The sequence below is a fragment of the Cupriavidus sp. 30B13 genome, assembly GCF_049059565.2.
Classification (GTDB): Bacteria; Pseudomonadota; Gammaproteobacteria; order Burkholderiales; family Burkholderiaceae; genus Cupriavidus.
The window spans coordinates 3,191,351-3,209,107 of record NZ_CP188223.1 but is presented as its reverse complement, the minus strand read 5'-3'; the positions used below and the strand labels follow the sequence as shown (position 1 = coordinate 3,209,107).

Annotated in this window: 16 protein-coding genes; all 16 read left to right on the top strand. The window is 59.7% G+C overall.

Annotation, left to right across the window (positions count from 1 at the left end; all coding sequences use genetic code 11):
* Positions 1-4: 4 nt before the first annotated feature.
* The 16 genes from ACKI2N_RS14785 (at position 5) to ACKI2N_RS14710 (ending at position 17,756) form a co-directional block, all read left to right on the top strand.
* On the top strand, positions 5-1,294 hold the full coding sequence (locus ACKI2N_RS14785) for an aminotransferase class III-fold pyridoxal phosphate-dependent enzyme (RefSeq protein ID WP_420993402.1): 1,290 nt from the start codon (positions 5-7) through the stop codon (positions 1,292-1,294).
* Complete coding sequence (gene pseG / locus ACKI2N_RS14780; protein ID WP_420993401.1) at positions 1,258-2,388, top strand: UDP-2,4-diacetamido-2,4,6-trideoxy-beta-L-altropyranose hydrolase; 1,131 nt, start codon at positions 1,258-1,260, stop codon at positions 2,386-2,388. Before ACKI2N_RS14785 ends, pseG begins: the two co-directional genes overlap by 37 nt.
* Positions 2,381-2,947: a UDP-4-amino-4,6-dideoxy-N-acetyl-beta-L-altrosamine N-acetyltransferase gene (gene pseH / locus ACKI2N_RS14775; protein ID WP_420993400.1), complete on the top strand. Its 567-nt coding sequence runs from the start codon at positions 2,381-2,383 to the stop codon at positions 2,945-2,947. Before pseG ends, pseH begins: the two co-directional genes overlap by 8 nt.
* Complete coding sequence (gene pseI, locus ACKI2N_RS14770; RefSeq protein ID WP_420993399.1) at positions 2,944-3,993, top strand: pseudaminic acid synthase; 1,050 nt, start codon at positions 2,944-2,946, stop codon at positions 3,991-3,993. Before pseH ends, pseI begins: the two co-directional genes overlap by 4 nt.
* A 57-nt stretch (positions 3,994-4,050) precedes the next feature.
* Positions 4,051-5,610, top strand: coding sequence for a hypothetical protein (locus ACKI2N_RS14765; RefSeq protein ID WP_420993398.1), 1,560 nt, complete (start codon positions 4,051-4,053; stop codon positions 5,608-5,610).
* Positions 5,611-5,864: 254 nt separating this feature from the next.
* Complete coding sequence (locus ACKI2N_RS14760) at positions 5,865-7,109, top strand: hypothetical protein (RefSeq protein ID WP_420993397.1); 1,245 nt, start codon at positions 5,865-5,867, stop codon at positions 7,107-7,109.
* A 141-nt stretch (positions 7,110-7,250) separates the two neighbouring features.
* The gene (locus ACKI2N_RS14755; RefSeq protein ID WP_420993396.1) at positions 7,251-8,483 is read left to right on the top strand and encodes an oligosaccharide repeat unit polymerase; all 1,233 of its coding nucleotides are present in this window, start codon (positions 7,251-7,253) and stop codon (positions 8,481-8,483) included.
* Positions 8,480-9,715 (top strand): glycosyltransferase family 4 protein, encoded by a 1,236-nt coding sequence (locus ACKI2N_RS14750; RefSeq protein WP_420993395.1) that lies wholly within the window; start codon positions 8,480-8,482, stop codon positions 9,713-9,715. Before ACKI2N_RS14755 ends, ACKI2N_RS14750 begins: the two co-directional genes overlap by 4 nt.
* Positions 9,716-9,933: 218 nt before the next feature.
* Positions 9,934-10,395 (top strand): acyltransferase, encoded by a 462-nt coding sequence (locus ACKI2N_RS14745; protein ID WP_420993394.1) that lies wholly within the window; start codon positions 9,934-9,936, stop codon positions 10,393-10,395.
* Between the two features lie 136 nt (positions 10,396-10,531).
* Positions 10,532-11,686 carry a DegT/DnrJ/EryC1/StrS family aminotransferase gene (locus ACKI2N_RS14740; protein WP_420993393.1) on the top strand — a complete coding sequence of 385 codons (1,155 nt, stop codon included), beginning with the start codon at positions 10,532-10,534 and terminating at the stop codon, positions 11,684-11,686.
* Positions 11,686-12,282: a sugar transferase gene (locus ACKI2N_RS14735; protein ID WP_420993392.1), complete on the top strand. Its 597-nt coding sequence runs from the start codon at positions 11,686-11,688 to the stop codon at positions 12,280-12,282. The genes ACKI2N_RS14740 and ACKI2N_RS14735 overlap by 1 nt, the downstream gene beginning before the upstream one ends.
* Positions 12,283-12,366: 84 nt before the next feature.
* The gene (gene rfbA, locus ACKI2N_RS14730) at positions 12,367-13,251 is read left to right on the top strand and encodes a glucose-1-phosphate thymidylyltransferase RfbA (RefSeq protein WP_420993391.1); all 885 of its coding nucleotides are present in this window, start codon (positions 12,367-12,369) and stop codon (positions 13,249-13,251) included.
* A gap of 118 nt (positions 13,252-13,369) precedes the next feature.
* Positions 13,370-15,301 carry a hypothetical protein gene (locus tag ACKI2N_RS14725; RefSeq protein WP_420993390.1) on the top strand — a complete coding sequence of 644 codons (1,932 nt, stop codon included), beginning with the start codon at positions 13,370-13,372 and terminating at the stop codon, positions 15,299-15,301.
* A 103-nt stretch (positions 15,302-15,404) separates the two neighbouring features.
* Positions 15,405-16,100: a WbqC family protein gene (locus ACKI2N_RS14720; RefSeq protein ID WP_420993389.1), complete on the top strand. Its 696-nt coding sequence runs from the start codon at positions 15,405-15,407 to the stop codon at positions 16,098-16,100.
* Positions 16,097-17,038, top strand: coding sequence for a glycosyltransferase family 2 protein (locus tag ACKI2N_RS14715; RefSeq protein WP_420993388.1), 942 nt, complete (start codon positions 16,097-16,099; stop codon positions 17,036-17,038). Before ACKI2N_RS14720 ends, ACKI2N_RS14715 begins: the two co-directional genes overlap by 4 nt.
* Complete coding sequence (locus tag ACKI2N_RS14710) at positions 17,031-17,756, top strand: methyltransferase domain-containing protein (RefSeq protein WP_420993386.1); 726 nt, start codon at positions 17,031-17,033, stop codon at positions 17,754-17,756. The genes ACKI2N_RS14715 and ACKI2N_RS14710 overlap by 8 nt, the downstream gene beginning before the upstream one ends.
* Position 17,757: the final 1 nt, after the last annotated feature.

Sequence of the window (17,757 nt, the reverse complement as noted above, 5' to 3'; positions counted from 1 at the left end):
CATCATGTCGCAACGCTACCAACAGTCCGAAGCCCTGCTCGAACGCGCCTTGCGCACGATTCCGCTCGGCTCGCAGACGTTCAGCAAGAGCCGCACGCAATACCCGTTCGGCGTGTCGCCGTATTTCATCGAGCGCGGCCGTGGCAGCCACGTGTGGGATGTCGACGGCAACGAGTACGTCGACATGATCAGCGGCCTGTGCGCACTGACGCTGGGCTACAGCGATCCCGACGTCGATGCCGCGGTCAGGGCCCAGCTGGAGGACGGCATCATCTTCTCGCTGCCGCACCGCCTCGAGATGGAAGTCGCCGAGCAACTGGTGTCGATGGTCCCCTGCGCGGAAAAGGTCCGCTTCGGCAAGAACGGTTCCGATGCCACCGCCGGCGCGGTGCGCGTAGCGCGCGCCTTCACCGGCCGCGATCACGTGGCGGTGTGCGGCTATCACGGCTGGCAGGACTGGTATATCGGTACCACCGCGCGCAACCGCGGCGTGCCGCAGGCCACGCGCGACCTGTCGCATGCCTGGGCATACAACGATATTGCCAGTCTCGACGCCATCTTCAAGGCGCACCCGGATCAGGTTGCCGCCGTCATCCTCGAACCGATGAACGTGGTCGAGCCGGCTCCCGGCTTTCTGCAGGCGGTCAAGGAACTGGCGCACAAGCACGGCGCGCTGCTGGTGTTCGACGAAACCATCACGGGCTTCCGCTATGCCAACGGCGGCGCCCAGCAATTGTTCGGCGTGACCCCCGACCTGGCTACCTTCGGCAAGGGCCTGGCCAACGGCTATCCGGTTTCCGCCGTCGCGGGCCGGGCCGATGTCATGCAGCTCATGGAGGAGATCTTCTTCTCGTTTACGTTCGGCGGCGAAACGCTGTCGCTGGCGGCAGCGCTGGCCACCATGAAGAAGCTCGAGCGCGAGCCTGTCACCGCCACCCTGGTTAGCCAGGGGCAGGTGGTGATCGACGGCCTGCGCCAGCGCATCGCCGCGCTCGGCGCGGACGATTTTCTCTCGGTTTCCGGGCATCCGAGCTGGAGCTTCCTGCTGATCAAGGACACCGCGCGCTACCCGATGTGGCACCTGAAGACCCTGTTCATGCAGGAGATGCTGGCCCAGGGCATCCTGACCTTCGGCACGCACAACATGGGCTACAAGCATACCGACACGGACATCGCCAAGCTGTTCTCGGCCTATGACCATACCCTGCCGATGCTGGTCCAGGCGGTGCGCGACGGCGGCATCGAGCAGATGCTGAAGTGCGCCCCGCTCGAGCCGCTGTTCAAGGTGCGCTGATTGCCATGAGGGTTGCGATTCGCGCCGACGCTTCCGTGCAGATCGGGTCGGGCCACGTCATGCGTTGCCTGACGCTGGCCGATGCCTTGCGCGCGCGCGGCGCCGACGTGCGTTTCATCAGCCGCGCCCACCAAGGCGGTGCCCAGGCGTTGCTCGTACAGCGCGGCTACCCGTGCCACGTGCTGCCTCCGGCCGTGCCGGCGGCGCCGGCCGGCGACTTGGCCCACAGCGCGTGGCTGGGCGTGCGCTGGGAAGAGGATCTCGCGCAGAGTTCGGCGGCGCTGGCGGGCTGGTCGCCAGACTGGCTGGTGGTCGACCACTACGGCATCGACTGGCGCTGGGAGCAGGCGATGCGCCGCCATGCGCCGCGCATCATGGCCATCGACGACGTGGCCGATCGGCGCCACGATTGCGACCTCCTGTTCGACCAGAATTACTACAGCGACATGGACCGGCGCTACGCCGGGCTGGTGCCACCGCACTGTACCTGCCTGCTGGGTCCCGGCTATGCCCTGCTACGGCCGGAATTCGCCGCCGCGGCCGGCACGCTGAGCCGGGAAGCGGGCCCCGTCAGGCGCATCCTGCTCTTCATGGGCGGGATGGACCAGGACAACGCCACCGGCATCGCGCTGCTCGGCCTGCAAGACGCGGCCCGCGCCGGTGTCGCCATCGACGTGGTGCTGGGCGCGTCCGCTCCGCACCGCGAGCAGGTGCGGGCCTTGTGCGGCGGCACGCCGAACGCCCGCCTCCATGTACAAGTGGACAATATGGCTGAGTTGATGGCGCAGGCCGACTTGGCCATCGGCGCCTGCGGCTCGGCCACCTGGGAGCGCTGTTTCCTCGGCTTGCCGACGATTGCCATTGTGCTGGCCGATAACCAGCGCAGGTCGGCCGCCGACCTGGCGGCGGCAGGCTATATCGTCAATCTGGGCGATGTCGCGGCGGTCACGCCGGAAGCCGTGGGCCGTGCGGTGGCGGCACTGAGCGCCGACACGGCTGGCCGCATGGCCTTGTCCCGGCGCGCCCGCGAACTGACCCGGCGCCGTTCCCGGACCGCGGCCGACCTGATCTGCGAAGGCATGCCCCATGCATAGATTCGACGACTGCGAGCTGCGTCCGATCCGCCTCGGCGACAAAGACATCCTGCTGGCCTGGCGCAACAGCGACCCGGTGCGCAGCAATATGTATACGGACCACCTGATCAGGCCCGAGGAGCATGAGCGCTGGTTCGCCTCGGCGCTGCAGCATCCGAACGCGTCGTTCATGGTGTTCGCCCTGCGAGGCGTGCCGGCCGGCTTCAGTTCGTTTACCGGCATCACCCGCGAACACCAACGCTGCACCTGGGGCTTCTACCTGGGCGAGCAGAATCTGCCCAAAGGCACCGGTTCGGCGCTCGCTTACCTGTCGCTGGCCCACGCGTTCGATACGCTGGGCATGTACAAGCTGGCCTCGGAAGCGTTCGCCTTCAACCAGGGGTCGGTGGGCCTGCATCGCAAGCTCGGTTTCAGGGAAGAGGGCCGCCTCGTCGAGCACTATGTGAAACAAGGCCGGCGCGAGGACATCCTCTGCTTCGCCAAATTCAGTCATCAATGGGAGAGTGACCGGCAGGCGCTGCGCGCGCTGTGTTTCTCGCCCGAAGGAGCATCGAAATGACGATCAATATCGGCGGACGCCTCGTCGGCCGCGAGCATGAGCCATTCCTGATCGCGGAAATGTCCGGCAACCATAACCAGTCGCTCGACCGCGCCCTGGAAATCGTCGACGCCGCGGCTGCGTCTGGCGCGCATGCGCTGAAGATCCAGACCTACACGGCCGATACCATGACCCTGGATATCCGCGAGCGCGAGTTCTTCATCTCGGATCCCAAGAGTCTGTGGAAGGGCAAGTCACTCTACGAGCTGTACCATGAGGCGCACACGCCCTGGGAATGGCACAAGGCGATCTTCGAGCGCGCGCGCGGGCACGGCATGATTCCGTTCAGCACGCCGTTCGACGACAGCGCGGTCGACTTTCTCGAAGGGCTCGACGCCGCCGTCTACAAGATCGCGTCGTTCGAGAACACCGACATTCCGCTGATCCGCAAGGTGGCGCGGACCGGCAAGCCGATGATCATCTCTATCGGCATGGCCAGCATTGCCGAGCTGGACCTGAGCGTGCGCGCGGCGCGCGAAGCGGGCTGCAAGGACCTGATCCTGCTGAAGTGCACCAGCACGTATCCGGCCTCGCCCGAGAATACCAATATCCGCACCATTCCCCATATGCGAGAGCTGTTCGGCTGCGAGGTGGGCCTGTCGGACCACACCATGGGCGTGGGCGTGTCGGTAGCGAGCATCGCCATGGGCGCCACCGTGATCGAGAAGCACTTCACGCTGGACCGTGCCGACGGTGGCGTGGATTCGACGTTCTCGCTCGAGCCTGCCGAGTTCAAGTCGCTGGTGGTGGAAACGCGCCGCGCGTGGCAAAGCCTTGGCAGCGTCAGCTACGGCCCCACCGAAGCGGAGCAGAAGTCGCTGGTGTTCCGCCGCTCGCTTTACATCACGCGCGATCTCAAGGCCGGCGACGTACTCGACGCGTCCAGCGTGCGCGCCATCCGCCCGGGCTTCGGTCTCGCGCCGCGGCACCTCGACCAGGTACTTGGCCGCGCCGTGAAGCGGGATATCAGCCGCGGGACGCCGCTTGCCTGGGACCTGCTCGCTTGAGTCCGGCACGTCGCCGTCTCGCCGCGGCTGTCTCGTTTGCCCCATAACTATTACTATATGCGTCTCGGTTTCGCCACAATTTACGCTTATCGCCCGCACGTCGAGCACGTCTACTTCCTCTCGTCGATGATGAAGGCGCGCGGGCACGAGGTGTTCTATCTGAGTTGCGACAGCGCGCTGTCGGAGTGCTACACGCGCGAGCTGCGCGACGATTCGAGTGCCACCAAGGAATGCCTGAAGTGCACCATGGGCGGGATTCGCTCCTTTGCGCCGGGGGTCGACTCGATGCGCCGCTATCGCGATCCCGCGGGTGCCGCCGCCGCGGCGGACTCCGCGCAGCAGTGGGGCTTCTCCGGGGCCTGCACCATCCTGCGTACCGAAAGCCAGTCCGACAAGCAGACCGGGGAGTTTCATGCGCTGCACCAGCGGCTTGCCACCGGTTCGGCCGAGGCCTTCGCCGCGGCCAGCCGCTGGATCGAGGAGCGCAAGCTCGACGGGATCATCTGCTTCAACGGCCGCATGGAAGGTCCGCGCGCGTTGCTCGAAGCGGCCAAGGCCAAGGGCATTCCGTTCATCTCGGTGGAACGCACCTGGTTCGGCGACGGGCTCCTGCTGATTCCGGATCAGAATTGCCTGGCCCTCGATGAGGTGGGCCGCGTGGTCGCCGCGTACAAGGACAAGCCGCTTACCGAGCCGCAGGCGCGCATCGTGGCTTCGCTGCTCGCGGCCCGCTTCCTGCGCACCAATACGCTGGAATGGCGTGCCTACAACCGCAATGCCGAGGACCTCGCGTGGCCGGTGCAGCGCAACGGCCTGAAGCTGCTGATCACGCCCAGCAGCCTGAATGAGTTCGACGGGCATCCTGACTGGCGTACCAGGTGGCCAAACCAGATCGCCGCGCTGGACTTCCTGTTCGACCATCTCGAAGTGGATCCGGCCAGTTGCATCCTGCGCTGCCACCCGAACTGGGGAGAGAAGATCGGCCTGCGGGATGGCAGCCTTGCCGAGCGTATGTATACCGAGTGGGCGCAGCGGCGCGGCGTGCACATCATCGGCAGCAAGGAGCGGGCGAACACGCTGGGCCTGATCGCCCAGGCCGATGCCGTGGTAGTCAACGGCGGCAGCGCCGCGTTCGAAGCTGGCGCGCTGGGCAAGCAGGTCATCGCCCTCGGTACGTCGATCTACCAGACGGCCGGCTTCCAGATCCAGCTCTATGGTCCCGACGATGCGCCCAACCTGGCCATGGTCGGCCGGCAAGACCCGGACGAGATCGCGCGGCAGGTGCTGCGCTTTGCCTACACGTTCAATTTTCGCTTCAACCAGTACGTGGACGACATCCGCGCCAGGACGACCACACAGTATGCGTACAATCCGGAACCGGATGCTACGCGGCTCGAGCGCCTGCTGCGCACCCGCCATATCGAGGCGGACGATGCGGAAGTCGCCTCGGATACCATCGGCGAGGACCGCGTGCTGAAGCTGTTGCATGAGCGGCGCTGGGAAGAACTGCGCGAGGCGCAGAAACCGATTCCGCAGACTTACCGTGCCGTGCATCGTCGCGGCGTGTTTCGTTACCTGGATGCAATCCGCGAGCGCATGCCGATCGGCGATAGATAATGCGGACCGGAAGAGTCCGGGCACAAAAGTGCGACGAGATTGCCTCGTATCCTTAGTGGTGCTAACCAGTTTGCCCCGTCCCCGGCTTTTGGCGCGGTCAGGAGCCAGAGTGCCGTATCGCGGAAATTAGCCCACGGCAAGTTGGGGGGTGTCCCGTCGTACCCGAATACCTCAAGGCCGCAGAATCGTCCTGGGGGTACAAGTTACCCGATTTGAGCACGGCCTTGTGGAGAGAGGCGACAGCGCGATAACCGATGAGCCATAAGAGAAATCTTGTAACCACCTGCCTAAACGGATTTGCGGCCATTCTGATGATGTGCCGCATGTTCGCGTATGCCAAAGTGCTCGATGTCGAGCAATTCGGGACTCTTAGCGTCGGCCTGCTGATTTCCGCATCGCTCGGGATGGTCAACGCATTTGGTCTCTATTTGCTGATGCAACGGGATATGCCGCGATTGTTCGTGGCTGGGCGTGTCATGCGTGGCATGGTGTTGATGAGCAAGGTCACACTCGTGACTCTTGCCTCCGCTGTTCCCCTCATCATTCTGAGCCTGACGGGTGCGTCACTTGCCGGGGCGGCGGGATTGCTCTTGGCACTTGCCACATTCCACGGCCTGAGCAACCAACTCTTCGGCGTGATCTCCACGGAAAGCAAGAGTCGGCTGAGGCAGGTCGAGTTTGCCATCACATTGTTCGTGCGTAGCTGCGTTGTCTCCATCGCCGGACTATGCGCGGCTTTGAAATGGGGTAGCGCAGAGGCAGTCCTTGTGGCGGAACTAGGGCTCACAGCCGCCGTAACGGTGATTGCATCCGTACGGGCAGGGCAGCGCTTCCCGTTGGGACTCAGTCTGCTGCCACGCCTGGCCGTTCGCCACCTCCGCAGTTCGGAATGGCACGTTGCCAGCGGTCTTCTGTTCAGCGTGATTCTTGCTTTTCTAATTCAGAACGTCGACCGCTGGATTGCTGTGGACGTATTGGACAAAAGGGTTTTTGCTCAGTTTGCCTTTGGCTGGACACTACTCTCGATGGCATCGACTTTCCAGGCGACCATCAATGCCAACCTCTTTCCGGGGCTTGCCGCGCGCGTCTACTACGACGGTCCCGAGTCCGTGCGCCTGCAAACGTGCAAGGTATCGCTTGGAATATTTGCTGCCCTGGCTGTGAGCGCTGTTCCGGGATTCTATATCATCAAGTGGGGAATTGATACTCATTACCGCCAGTATGCGGAAGTGATGGACTATATACCGCTGTTTTTGGCTGCTGCAGCTTTTCGAGCTTCGGATTTCTGGTCCAATTATCTGATCATTTCTGCAAGGACACGTTTATTATTCATCAGTCAGGGAGCGGTCTTGTTGGGTGCAATCTCTGTTTGGCTTGTCGTGGCTCGTTGTGTTGCCTCGTTTCCGATGCTCTTCAGATTGTCCTTCCTGACATTGATGCTTTCGTTCTTGTCATTCGCATTTGGTTTTACTGCATCGCGTGTTGGGAGGGGGAAATGAATCTGATGGTGTGGATATCGTTTCCTCGCTGCAGTCGCGTCGCCATCATTGGCGCGCCTCGACGGTCCCTGATGAACGAGTTGCGGTTAGAGGTCGATCAAATGTGCTCCACTGTTTTTCGTGTCTGTCGATGAACTTGTCGTGAAGATACTAAAGAGTTTCCTCGTCGCATGGTGCTTCTATTGGTTGCTGCAGTTGATTCTGCCTGTAAGGCCAATGGGGGAGGCGGTGCTATTGGGGTTTGTGATTCAGTTGATCTTTGTACTGGCGGTGACCCTTGGCTATCTGGCTGTAGAGCGTTGGCCAGATGCCTCGGCCGATATGCCGGGGTGGACGATCGATCGCCGGCTTGTACTGATTGCATTGATCCTGTCCGCATTTGGAACTGCTGCGTTAGCTTATGACAAGATCGTGGTGCAGGGGATAGATTACTCGGCGGGCCTCGCTGTCGCCCGAGAGCAATGGCGGGAGCTCGGAGCCGAACGGGAGGGCGCGATATCGTCCCCGGCTAGTGCCTTGGGATATTTGCTAAGTTCCTGCTATATAGCTGCAATCGTCCTTTTTCCGTACGCCAATCTCGGTAGGCGGGTCATTGTTTATGGGGTGAGCGCAGCGTTTCTCGCCTTTGCGAATACTGTGCTAACGGGCGGCAGGTCGACGCTGATCCTGACACTGTTGTTCTATATTGCCACCAGAATTTTGATGGGTAGAAGAAACCGTGCTGGCGGCCCAGCGATGAGTCGAAGATCGCGGTGGCTGACATTGGGGCTCGTTTCCATCAGTGGACTGTATTTCGTATTTATTTTTCTTCAGCGCGCGGATGCTGCCGGAGTGTCGGTGACGGATTATTCTTATGGCGTTCTCCAGGATCTTGGTCTGTTTCCAAGTACGTGGCTGGAAGACATGGATCCGAGGTCAATGCTGACCAGTTTGCTGAATTTATCGGTAATGTCCATTTCTTATTTTTCACATAGCTTTGCAACTACAGTTGCGATAGCTGATTATGGGTATGAGAACAATTTTGCAACTGTGGTTTTCATCACGGCACTGGGCTTGGCGGCAAAGTTGCATATCATCCAGACTCCCAATACCGATTGGTTCCTTGCGGGAGCTTTTCCCTCCCTGCCGGGTGCTTTTTATTTGCAGGGTGGATGGGGTATGCTTATTTTGACAGGGGCTATCCTTGGTGTACTGACTGCCCTCAGTAAATGCTGGTATCGTAGCGCACCTTCAATACTCTCTCTTGGATGTCTGACGGCGCTGATGTGTGTGCTGTTGGCAAGCCCGATACTCTTTGTCGCAGACGTGATGATGTTTCCCTTCGTCATGTTCCAGTTCGGCCTAATTTACTTGATCGCGAGATTCATCAAATGAAAGTCTGGATTGTCAATCCCTACGGTAGCCTGCCCGGCGAAGCGTGGCGCGAGTACCGCAGCGCAATGCTGGCGGAAGCCTATGCTCGCGCTGGCCACGAGGTGACCTGGTGGCTCTCGAACTTCGAGCATCGCTCCAAGACATTTCGTGGCGATGGATATGAAGAGCGGCAACTGGAGAATGGTGTTAACGTACGCATTGTGCCAACGACCGCGTACAGCGGCCATGTTTCTCTGGCACGCATCCGCAGCGAGCGAAATTTTGCACGGAATTTGGCTCAGCATGTGAGGTTGGATCCCAAGGACAAGGCTGATCTGATCGTCTTGGCGGAGCCATCAATCTTCTACGGCAAATTTATTGTGGAGATGGCACGCAGTATCGGTGCGGAGTTGGTAGCCGATGTGATTGATATATGGCCGGAGGTTTTTGCCATGATATTGCCACGACCTCTTCAGGGTCTAGAGCGTGTACTGCTGGCACCGTTGTACATGCGACGTGCGGCCATACTCCGCTCGTGTACTGGAATCGTCGGTGTTTCTGAGGACTATCGGGAAATTGGGGTTCGCGCGGCACCTGGGGTACCCTCCGCGGTTTCCTACTGGGGGGTCGATGTCGCGAGGGTACGCGCGGCAATAGATAGTGAAAGTGGCGAGGTGCTTCAAAAGCTGGGCCTTGATGCCAAGAAACCAGGCGAGGTCTGGGTAATCTATGCCGGTACCTTAGGCGCGGGCTATGACATGGAGTCAATTATCCAGGCTGCCCGTGCAGAATGCCTTGTCGGGAAATCGGTGAAATTTCTCTTCGCTGGTGATGGCCCTCAACGCGGCCTGCTCGAGTCAGTCTGTAAATTGCCAACGGGTAATATCGTTTACTTGGGGCGCCTGGATCCCGAGGATCTCAATTTGATATACAAATATTGCGATATCGGCCTGAGTACGTATCTGGCGCGTTCTACGGTGTCAATGCCAATAAAGTTCTATGATTATTTGGCGGCTGGCATTGCTATTGTGAATTCGCTGGAGCGAGAGATTGGGCGCCTGATTGCTGATCATCATCTTGGTAAACAATATGTGCCTGGGGATGCAGAGTCTCTTGCGACGGCTATCGCGGTGCTAGTTGATGATCATGCATCACTTGCTGTTTGTAAGGAAAATTCAGCTGCTTTGGCACCGAAATTTGATCAATATATGCAGCATGATGCATTCGTCAAATTTACTGAATCGTTGGTTTGAGAAATTGCTTTGTGTATAATTTTTCTGATTAATTTCGCGTAATAGAATTTATGCTAAAGAAATTATATATTTCGCCCCTTGGCTACATTATATCTTTTCTGATGAATGGGTTTGCGACTCTGTTTCGCCCATTCATGGCGTATGGATATTTTTGCAAAAAGGATTGCGCATTCCGGAAGTATACTCGAATCAGTTCGACGGCTACTATTTTGAGTCCCATGAATTTGTCCATAGGCGATCACTGTTGGATCTGGCATCATTCAATTGTGGATGCAAGCAATGGAGTTTCGATTGGTGAGGGGGTCCAGATAGGTGCATTTGTCGGTATTTTTTCTCACAGTAGCCATGTAGCGATACGGCTGCTTGGAAAAGATTTTCTTGCTACTCCTGTTGAGGATCGAATTGGCTATGTTCGGGAACCCGTCGAGATTGGAGATTACACATTTATCGCGGCCAGTTCAATCGTGCTTCCTGGTGCAAAAATCGGTCGAGGCTGTGTGGTCGGGGCTGGGAGTGTGGTTAAGGGAAATATTCCTGATTTTTCAGTGGTAGCTGGAAATCCTGCGAGGATAGTGGGTTCGGTTGACTCATTTGATAAGCGCTATCTTGGAAACGAAGAGATAATGAGAAGCTATTTCGATAAAGACCATCTCGCAGATCTTATGGGGAAAGAAATGTAAGATTGGGGCGGTTGTGCCGAGTGTTTATAAAATTAATTTGATGGTAGATTTTCTATATCTTTGATATTGTTGGATTGATCTAATTGCTGCGGCTCTCTTTTTTTGGGGCGCACTTAAGAAGGCGCATATCATTATTATGAAAACAGAGTTCCTTCCATTCGCACAGCCGGAAATCGGCGAAGAAGAGATCGCGGAAGTCGTGGCAACGCTGCGCTCCGGCTGGGTGACGACGGGGCCGAAGACCAAGCAGTTCGAGAGCGATTTCTCGGCGTTCCTGGGCGGCGGAGTAGAGTCCATCGCGGTGAACTCGGCCACGGCCGGCCTGCATCTGGCGCTGGAAGCCGTGGGCGTGGGCCCTGGCGACGAAGTCATCACGACCACGCATACCTTTACCGCCACCGCCGAGGTCATTCGCTACCTCGGCGCCCACCCGGTATTTGTCGATGTCAGCGCCGAGACACTGTGCATCGACGCGGATGCGATCGAGCAGGCCATCACGCCGCGTACGCGCGCCATCATGCCGGTGCACTTCGGCGGCCGCGCTGCGGACATGGAAAAAATCATCGCGATCGCCAAGAAGCACGGCTTGCGCGTGGTGGAAGACGCAGCGCATTCGCTGCCCGCGACCAGCGGCGGCAAGCTGGTCGGCACGCTCGACACCGACGCCACCGTGTTCAGCTTCTACGCCAACAAGACCATCACCACTGGCGAAGGCGGCATGGTGGTCACGCGCGACCCGGAGATCGCCAAGCGCGCCAAGGTCATGCGCCTGCACGGCATCAGCCGCGATGCGTTCGACCGTTTCGTATCGACCGCGCCGAGCTGGTACTACGAGATCGTGGCACCCGGCTTCAAGTACAACATGACCGACGTCGCCTCCGCGATCGGCATCCATCAACTGAAGAAAGCGCAGGCGTTCCACCGGCGCCGCGCCGCCATCGCAGCCCGCTATGACGAGGCGCTGGCCGACCTGCCGCTGGTCCTGCCGCCGCACGCCGCCGAAGGCGACATCCATTCCTGGCATCTCTACGTAATCCAGCTCGCCGAAGGCGCGCCGCGCACGCGCGATGCGCTGATCGACTACCTGTTCAAGCAAGGCATAGGCTGCAGCGTTCACTATATTCCGCTGCACCTGCAGCCATACTGGCGCGACACCTATCAGCTCACGCCCGGGATGTTCCCGGTCAGCCAGCGTATCTACGAGCGCACGCTCACGCTGCCACTGTATACGCGCATGCGCGACGAAGACGTCGAGCGCGTCATCCGTACAGTTCGGAGCGCGTTCAACTGATGCTGATCAAGAGGCTCTTCGATCTGGTCGCCAGCGCGGCCGGTCTGCTCGTGCTGGCACCGGTGTTCGCTGCCATTGCCGTCGCCATCAAACGCGAGTCACCTGGCCCGGTGTTCTTCCGCCAGGAGCGCGTGGGGCTGCACGGGCGCACGTTCCGCATCCACAAGTTCCGCACCATGGTCGTGTCGGGCGAAGGGAAGGGGCCGCTGATCACGATCGGCGCGGACCGCCGCATCACTGCCAGCGGCGCATTCTTGCGCAAGTACAAGCTTGACGAACTGGCCCAACTGATTGATGTGTTCACCGGCGAGATGAGCTTGGTCGGGCCGCGGCCGGAAGTGCCCAAGTACGTGGCGCTGTATCCGGCCGATGTGCGCGAGACCGTGCTGAGCGTGAGGCCGGGCATTACCGATCTGGCCTCGATCGAGTACAAGGACGAGAATGCGCTGCTTGGCAAGAGCGCGAATCCGGAGCGCACCTATGTCGAGGAAGTGATGCCGGCCAAGTTGCGGTATTGCGTGGAGTATGTGCAGAACCGGTCGATGTGGCTGGACTTGCGCATTATCCTCAGGACCGTGGCTGCCATTGTCTCGTAGCGGCGTAGGCGTAGCAACATCCGAGTCGCCACGGTGTGGCCGTGGAGTGGTATGCATCGAGTCGGATGCAGCCAGGAATTTGTCATGAAAGCAATCATACTTGCCGGTGGCACCGGTTCTCGCCTTTATCCGCTGACGCAGATATCCAGCAAGCAATTGCAGGCTGTCTTCGACAAGCCCATGATTTACTATTCGCTGACCGTGCTCATGGCCGCGGGGATACGCGATTTCTGCCTGATTTCCACGCCGAAGGATCTGCCGCGCTTTGAGCACTTGCTGGGCGATGGGAAGCAATGGGGCGTGAGTATCGAATACCGGCCGCAACCCAGGCCGGAGGGGATTGCGCAAGCATTCCTTATTGCCGAAGACTTCGTCGATGGCGGCGACGTCGTATTGATGCTGGGTGACAATATTTTTTCCGGCGGCGACGATTTTCCGCGCGCCATGGCAGCGTTCCGGGGAGGAGCGACGATCTTTGCTTACCATGTCAAGGACCCCCAGCGCTACGGCGTAGTTGAGTTCGACGGGGCTGGCAACGCGGTTTCCATCGAAGAAAAGCCTGCTCATCCCCGCAGCGCCTATGCGGTTCCCGGCATCTATATCTATGATCACCAGGCGGTCGAGATCGCCAGAACGATCGGTCCGTCGCCGCGTGGTGAGCTGGAGATCACCGATGTCAATCTCGAGTACTTGCGGCGTGGAGCGCTCCGGGTGCATCGCCTGAGCCGTGGTTTTGCATGGCTGGATGCAGGCACCAGCACGGCATTGCAGGAGGCATCGGCTTATATCGAAGCGATCGAGCGGCGCCAGGGCGTCAAGATCGGATGTCCCGAAGAGGCGGCGCTGGTCCGCGGATTCCTCACGATGGCGGAGTTCGAGGCATTGCTGGTACGGATGCCCGCATGTGAGTATCGAGACTACCTGCGCGGGGTGGCGGCCGAAATGGGCCGGCTGGGCCATGCCCGGTAAGTGTCTATCGGGCCGCGGTGCGGCGAACGAGCTTCACGCCGGCAATTCGCAATCCCTGCCTTTCGCACGCGTCTCCCGGCGGGTAGCAGGCGGAGCCGGGGCCGAGCAAAGGGCATCGATGGATACGAGGTTGTCCCTTGAGGGAAGCAAGCAGGAGATCTGGGGCATTATCCAGTGTTACTTGCTTGGCTCGACGCTATTCATTGCGCTACTGGCGGGGCTAGCCTTCAATGCCGTTACCTGGCAGGCGGTGGCTCGCACACTCCTGACTTGCGGGGTGTTGACCGGCCTGTATGTTCTGCTTGTTCTCGCAATGCGGCAGGCTGGCACGGCCGCACTGGCCATGGTCGTGCTGTTGATCTGTCTGCCACTGGTACCTGCGTTGCGCTATCCGCTTTATATCCTCGGCGCCATCGGATGCGTGTTCCTGTTCGGTCGTGGATGGCTGGTTCGCGGCCGCTCGCTGCTCGCGTTGCCGGTGCTGATGGTGACGATGCTGGGCTCAGGCATTTACATTGACTATCAGTACAAAAGCGCGCTTCTGGCAGGCGGCCTCACGCTGGACTCCTATTTCCATGCCGCGATCGCGGCGATGTATGGTCACTATGGCGTTGCCTCCCTCGGCCTGAACGGCCTGGTTCCGATTGGATATCACACGCTTTCGCACAAGATATTTGCCGGACTGGCCGCGCTCAGTGGCTTTGAAACCCTGGCGAGCTATGCCTACTTCTATATCGGCATGGGCCCGCTATTGCTCGCTTTCTCCCTGGCGGGACTGGCTTGCAGGCTGAATCGACAACTGCCGTTCTGGCGCGCGCTGCTGAGTATCGCACTGCTGTTTCTTGCCAGCATCGCGGTACGGGCCTTCGCCATCTCCGCACTGTGGGACAGTTACATTGCGTCCGAGTCCTACCTTGTTTCGCTGGTGCTGCTGGCAGCTTCGCTGTCCACGTTCGTGCGTTGCATCGAGGCGGAACGTGGTATGGGCTTCCATTTCTCGCTGGCCGTAGCGCTGCTGCTCCTGGTCTGCGCCGGGCTCGCCAAGGGCAGCGTGGGCGTAATCGGCCTGTGCGTATTCGGCTTGTTCGGGCTGACCCGTTTCCGCACTGCGGCCTACTGGGTGACGGTCTTGCTGGCGTCGGCGTTGATGTACTTCCTCATCGTGGCGGCAGCCAACAGCGCGGAGAAAGTCGTGTTCGTCAAGCCGTTCGATTTTGTCGAGACTTTTGTCAGCGGCCCCCTGTTCACGGACCTTGCGCACAAGCTATGGTTTTTCCTGGCCGTGCATTTCCTGCCGGTCTGGTTATGCTTTGGCGCTGGTATGCGCAGTCAGGGTCTTGCCTACGTAAAGGGCGCGGAATTTCAGGTGCTGTTTGCCCTGCTCGTGCCGGCCTTGGCGTTGTCGTTGACGTTGTATGTGCCTGGTGGCTCGGCTTATTATTTTTCGAGCATTCCTGTTGTCGTGGCGCTACCGTTCCTCGCGGCCAGGCTTGCCTCGGGGCCGGATCGGGTCGGGCTGGGCCAATTGGTGTTGATGGCGGCGGCCGGGCTGGCGCTGTCCGCGCTGTTCAGGGAGCTGGGATGGATCGGAACGGACGCTGTCTCCCTGGCGCTGGTGGTGGTGCTTCCGCTGCTGCTCGTCGGTTTCCTGCCGATGGCTTCGTCGTCGGCAGCTTTCGCGTACGTGACGTTATTGGTGGCGGTTTCGGCGTTCGCGTTGCAGGGACCGATTCTCAAACGGACGTTTCTTGCCAGGAGCGAGCGCTCGCCCGTGGATCTTTCGGACACGCTGGGGCTGCTTGACCGGGTAAGGGCCCACACGCCATACGATGTGTTCATCAAGGTCGAAAATCCCGAAACCCTGGTCGCGAAGATCGGATGCAAGGCGTATTGGCTACTTCCTGCCCTTTTGGAAAGGCCGCTGGTAGATGGTCTTCCGAATACGGCTCTTTGCCCGGGATTCAAAGGTACCTACGGTCTGGGCGACTACAGTGGAAAATCTTTGGTGCCACTGGGTGCCAAGGTAGAGAATCTGCGGCTGGCACCCTAGCCGGTTTCGCTTGCGGTTGGCCATCCCCCGCGGCCGGAACGGTGGCCGGCTTCGTCTACGCCGTGCCAAGTCGCCATAAAAGTGTAATACGACGCACTTCAAGATGAAAAAACTCGCCATTGTCCAGTCCAACTACGTGCCTTGGAAGGGCTACTTCGACATGATTGCCTCGGTCGACGAGTTCGTCCTGTACGATAGTGTCCAGTACACCAAGAACGACTGGCGCAATCGCAACCGGATCAAGACCGAGCAGGGCTTGCGTTGGCTGACGGTGCCGGTGCAGACAGGTGGCCGTTTCGGACAGACCATTCGTGAGGCGCGGATCGACGGCGTTGCCTGGGCACGCGCGCATTGGCAGATTCTGCAGCAGAACTACAGACATGCGCCTTGCTTCAAGCAGACCGCAGCGCGCCTGGAGCCGTTGTATCGAGATTGCGCATATACACACTTGTCGCAACTGAATCGCGCCATGCTCGACTGGGGCTGCGCGGAACTTGGTATCGCAACGAAGATTTCGGATTCATCGGACTACGAATTACGTGGCGACAGGTCCGAACGGCTGGCGGAACTTTGCCGGCAGGCGGGTGCGACCGAATATGTGTCCGGGCCAGCCGCGCAAGACTACCTTGATGTCGCCGTATTTGAGGCGCGTGGTATCCGGGTTTCCTGGTTCGATTATTCCGGCTACCAACCTTATCCGCAGCTTTGGGGGGAATTCGAGCACGGGGTCAGCATACTCGATCTGATTTTCAATTGCGGCGAAGACGCTCCGCGTTATATGAAGCATGTAAGAAAATGAAGCTGTCGATTGTCTCCACTCTCTATCGCTCTTCGCCGTTCATCGCGCTGTTTTACGACCGCGTCAGTGCTGCTGCGCGTCAAGTCACCGAAGACTACGAGATTGTCTTTGTCAATGACGGGTCTCCTGACGACTCACTGGAGCGTGCGACCATCCTGGCTGCTTCGGACTCGAAGGTTTCGGTGGTGGACCTGTCTCGCAATTTCGGCCACCATGCCGCGATCGTTGCCGGCCTGAGCCATGCGATGGGCGAGCGTGTTTTCCTGATCGATTCCGATCTGGAGGAGCAGCCAGAATGGCTCCTGGAGTTTGTCAGGCACATGGATGAAACCAGCGCGGACGTGGTTTATGGCGTGCAACGCCAGCGTACCGCCAGTTTCTGGTCCAACGCGTTCGGAGAGCTGTTCTGGCGTGCGCTCAATGCGTTCTCCTCGGTACGCATTGGTCACAACCCGATGACGTGCCGCCTCATGACGCGAGACTACGTCGATGCATTGCTCTCGGTGCGAGATCGCGTGCTCTATCTCGCAGGCGTCTTTGCATGGACTGGCTTCAGGCAGGAGGAGCTCTTGCTGGTCAAGAGCGAGCGGCCGGCCGCGCAGGCATCGAGCTATAGCCTGACCCGCAAGCTGGTCCAGGTGGCGGATTCCTTCTCTTCGTTCAGCGTGGCCCCCCTCACGGCCATTTTTCTCTTGGGTCTCCTGATCTGGCTGGGCTCGATCGGCGTCGGCGTGGCCTTGCTGGTGCGCAAGCTGCTGGCCCCCGATACCGTCCTGTCCGGCTTCGCATCGGTCATGCTGTCGATATGGTTTCTCAGTGGCACGATGATTCTCGTGCTGGGAGTGCTGGGGCTGTACGTGGCCAAGATATTCCAGGAGGTCAAACGCCGCCCGCTCTATATCGTCCGCAACGTTGTCCGGAATCCTGTACGTGACTAATCGGCTTGACTCATTCATCGAGGCATACGGAGAGAGGTTTGCCTACTCTTTCGACAATGACCTGATACTGAACTGGTATCCGAAGCGGATCCTCGATAAGGTACCTGCGTCCGCGCGCGTGCTCGAACTGGGGGTGGGGCATGGATATACCACCTTGCGGTTTGCCCGTTACTTCGCGCGAACCCTCGTTGTGGATGGCTCCGCCGCCGTCATCGAGAAATTCCGTGCCGAGCATCCGGAATGCACTGCCGAGATCGTCGAAAGCTATTTCGAATCCTTCGAGACGGAAGAGCGCTTCGACGTCATCGTGATGGGGTTCGTGCTTGAGCATGTGGTCGATCCGGCTCTTGTCTTGCGGCATTTCAAGCGATTCCTGGTGCCGGGCGGCCGCTGCTTCGTGGCGGTGCCGAACGGTGAGTCCATGCATCGTCGGCTGGGACACTCTGCGGGCCTGCTCGCGGACATGATGGCGCTCGGACAGGGGGATCGCGAGCTTGGACATCTGCGGCAGTACTCCAAGGCGAGCCTGCTCGATCTACTTGAGAAGGCCGGCTACCACATCTGCGCGATCGAAGGCATTTTCCTGAAGCCGTTTACCACTGCCCAATTGCTGCAGTTGGACTTGAGCCCGGCCATCACCGATGCTCTTTGTCAACTGGCGATCGGCTACCCGGAGCTTAGCTGCGCGCTTCTCGCCGAAGCCGAGCCGCACGGCTGAT

Coding starts and splice junctions, on each gene's coding strand:
- ACKI2N_RS14785 (WP_420993402.1), top strand. CDS start 5: ATGTCGCAACGCTACCAACAGTCCGAAGCCCTGCTCGAACGCGCCTTG.
- pseH (WP_420993400.1), top strand. CDS start 2,381: ATGCATAGATTCGACGACTGCGAGCTGCGTCCGATCCGCCTCGGCGAC.
- pseI (WP_420993399.1), top strand. CDS start 2,944: ATGACGATCAATATCGGCGGACGCCTCGTCGGCCGCGAGCATGAGCCA.
- ACKI2N_RS14765 (WP_420993398.1), top strand. CDS start 4,051: ATGCGTCTCGGTTTCGCCACAATTTACGCTTATCGCCCGCACGTCGAG.
- ACKI2N_RS14760 (WP_420993397.1), top strand. CDS start 5,865: ATGAGCCATAAGAGAAATCTTGTAACCACCTGCCTAAACGGATTTGCG.
- ACKI2N_RS14750 (WP_420993395.1), top strand. CDS start 8,480: ATGAAAGTCTGGATTGTCAATCCCTACGGTAGCCTGCCCGGCGAAGCG.
- ACKI2N_RS14745 (WP_420993394.1), top strand. CDS start 9,934: ATGAATTTGTCCATAGGCGATCACTGTTGGATCTGGCATCATTCAATT.
- ACKI2N_RS14740 (WP_420993393.1), top strand. CDS start 10,532: ATGAAAACAGAGTTCCTTCCATTCGCACAGCCGGAAATCGGCGAAGAA.
- ACKI2N_RS14735 (WP_420993392.1), top strand. CDS start 11,686: ATGCTGATCAAGAGGCTCTTCGATCTGGTCGCCAGCGCGGCCGGTCTG.
- rfbA (WP_420993391.1), top strand. CDS start 12,367: ATGAAAGCAATCATACTTGCCGGTGGCACCGGTTCTCGCCTTTATCCG.
- ACKI2N_RS14725 (WP_420993390.1), top strand. CDS start 13,370: ATGGATACGAGGTTGTCCCTTGAGGGAAGCAAGCAGGAGATCTGGGGC.
- ACKI2N_RS14720 (WP_420993389.1), top strand. CDS start 15,405: ATGAAAAAACTCGCCATTGTCCAGTCCAACTACGTGCCTTGGAAGGGC.
- ACKI2N_RS14715 (WP_420993388.1), top strand. CDS start 16,097: ATGAAGCTGTCGATTGTCTCCACTCTCTATCGCTCTTCGCCGTTCATC.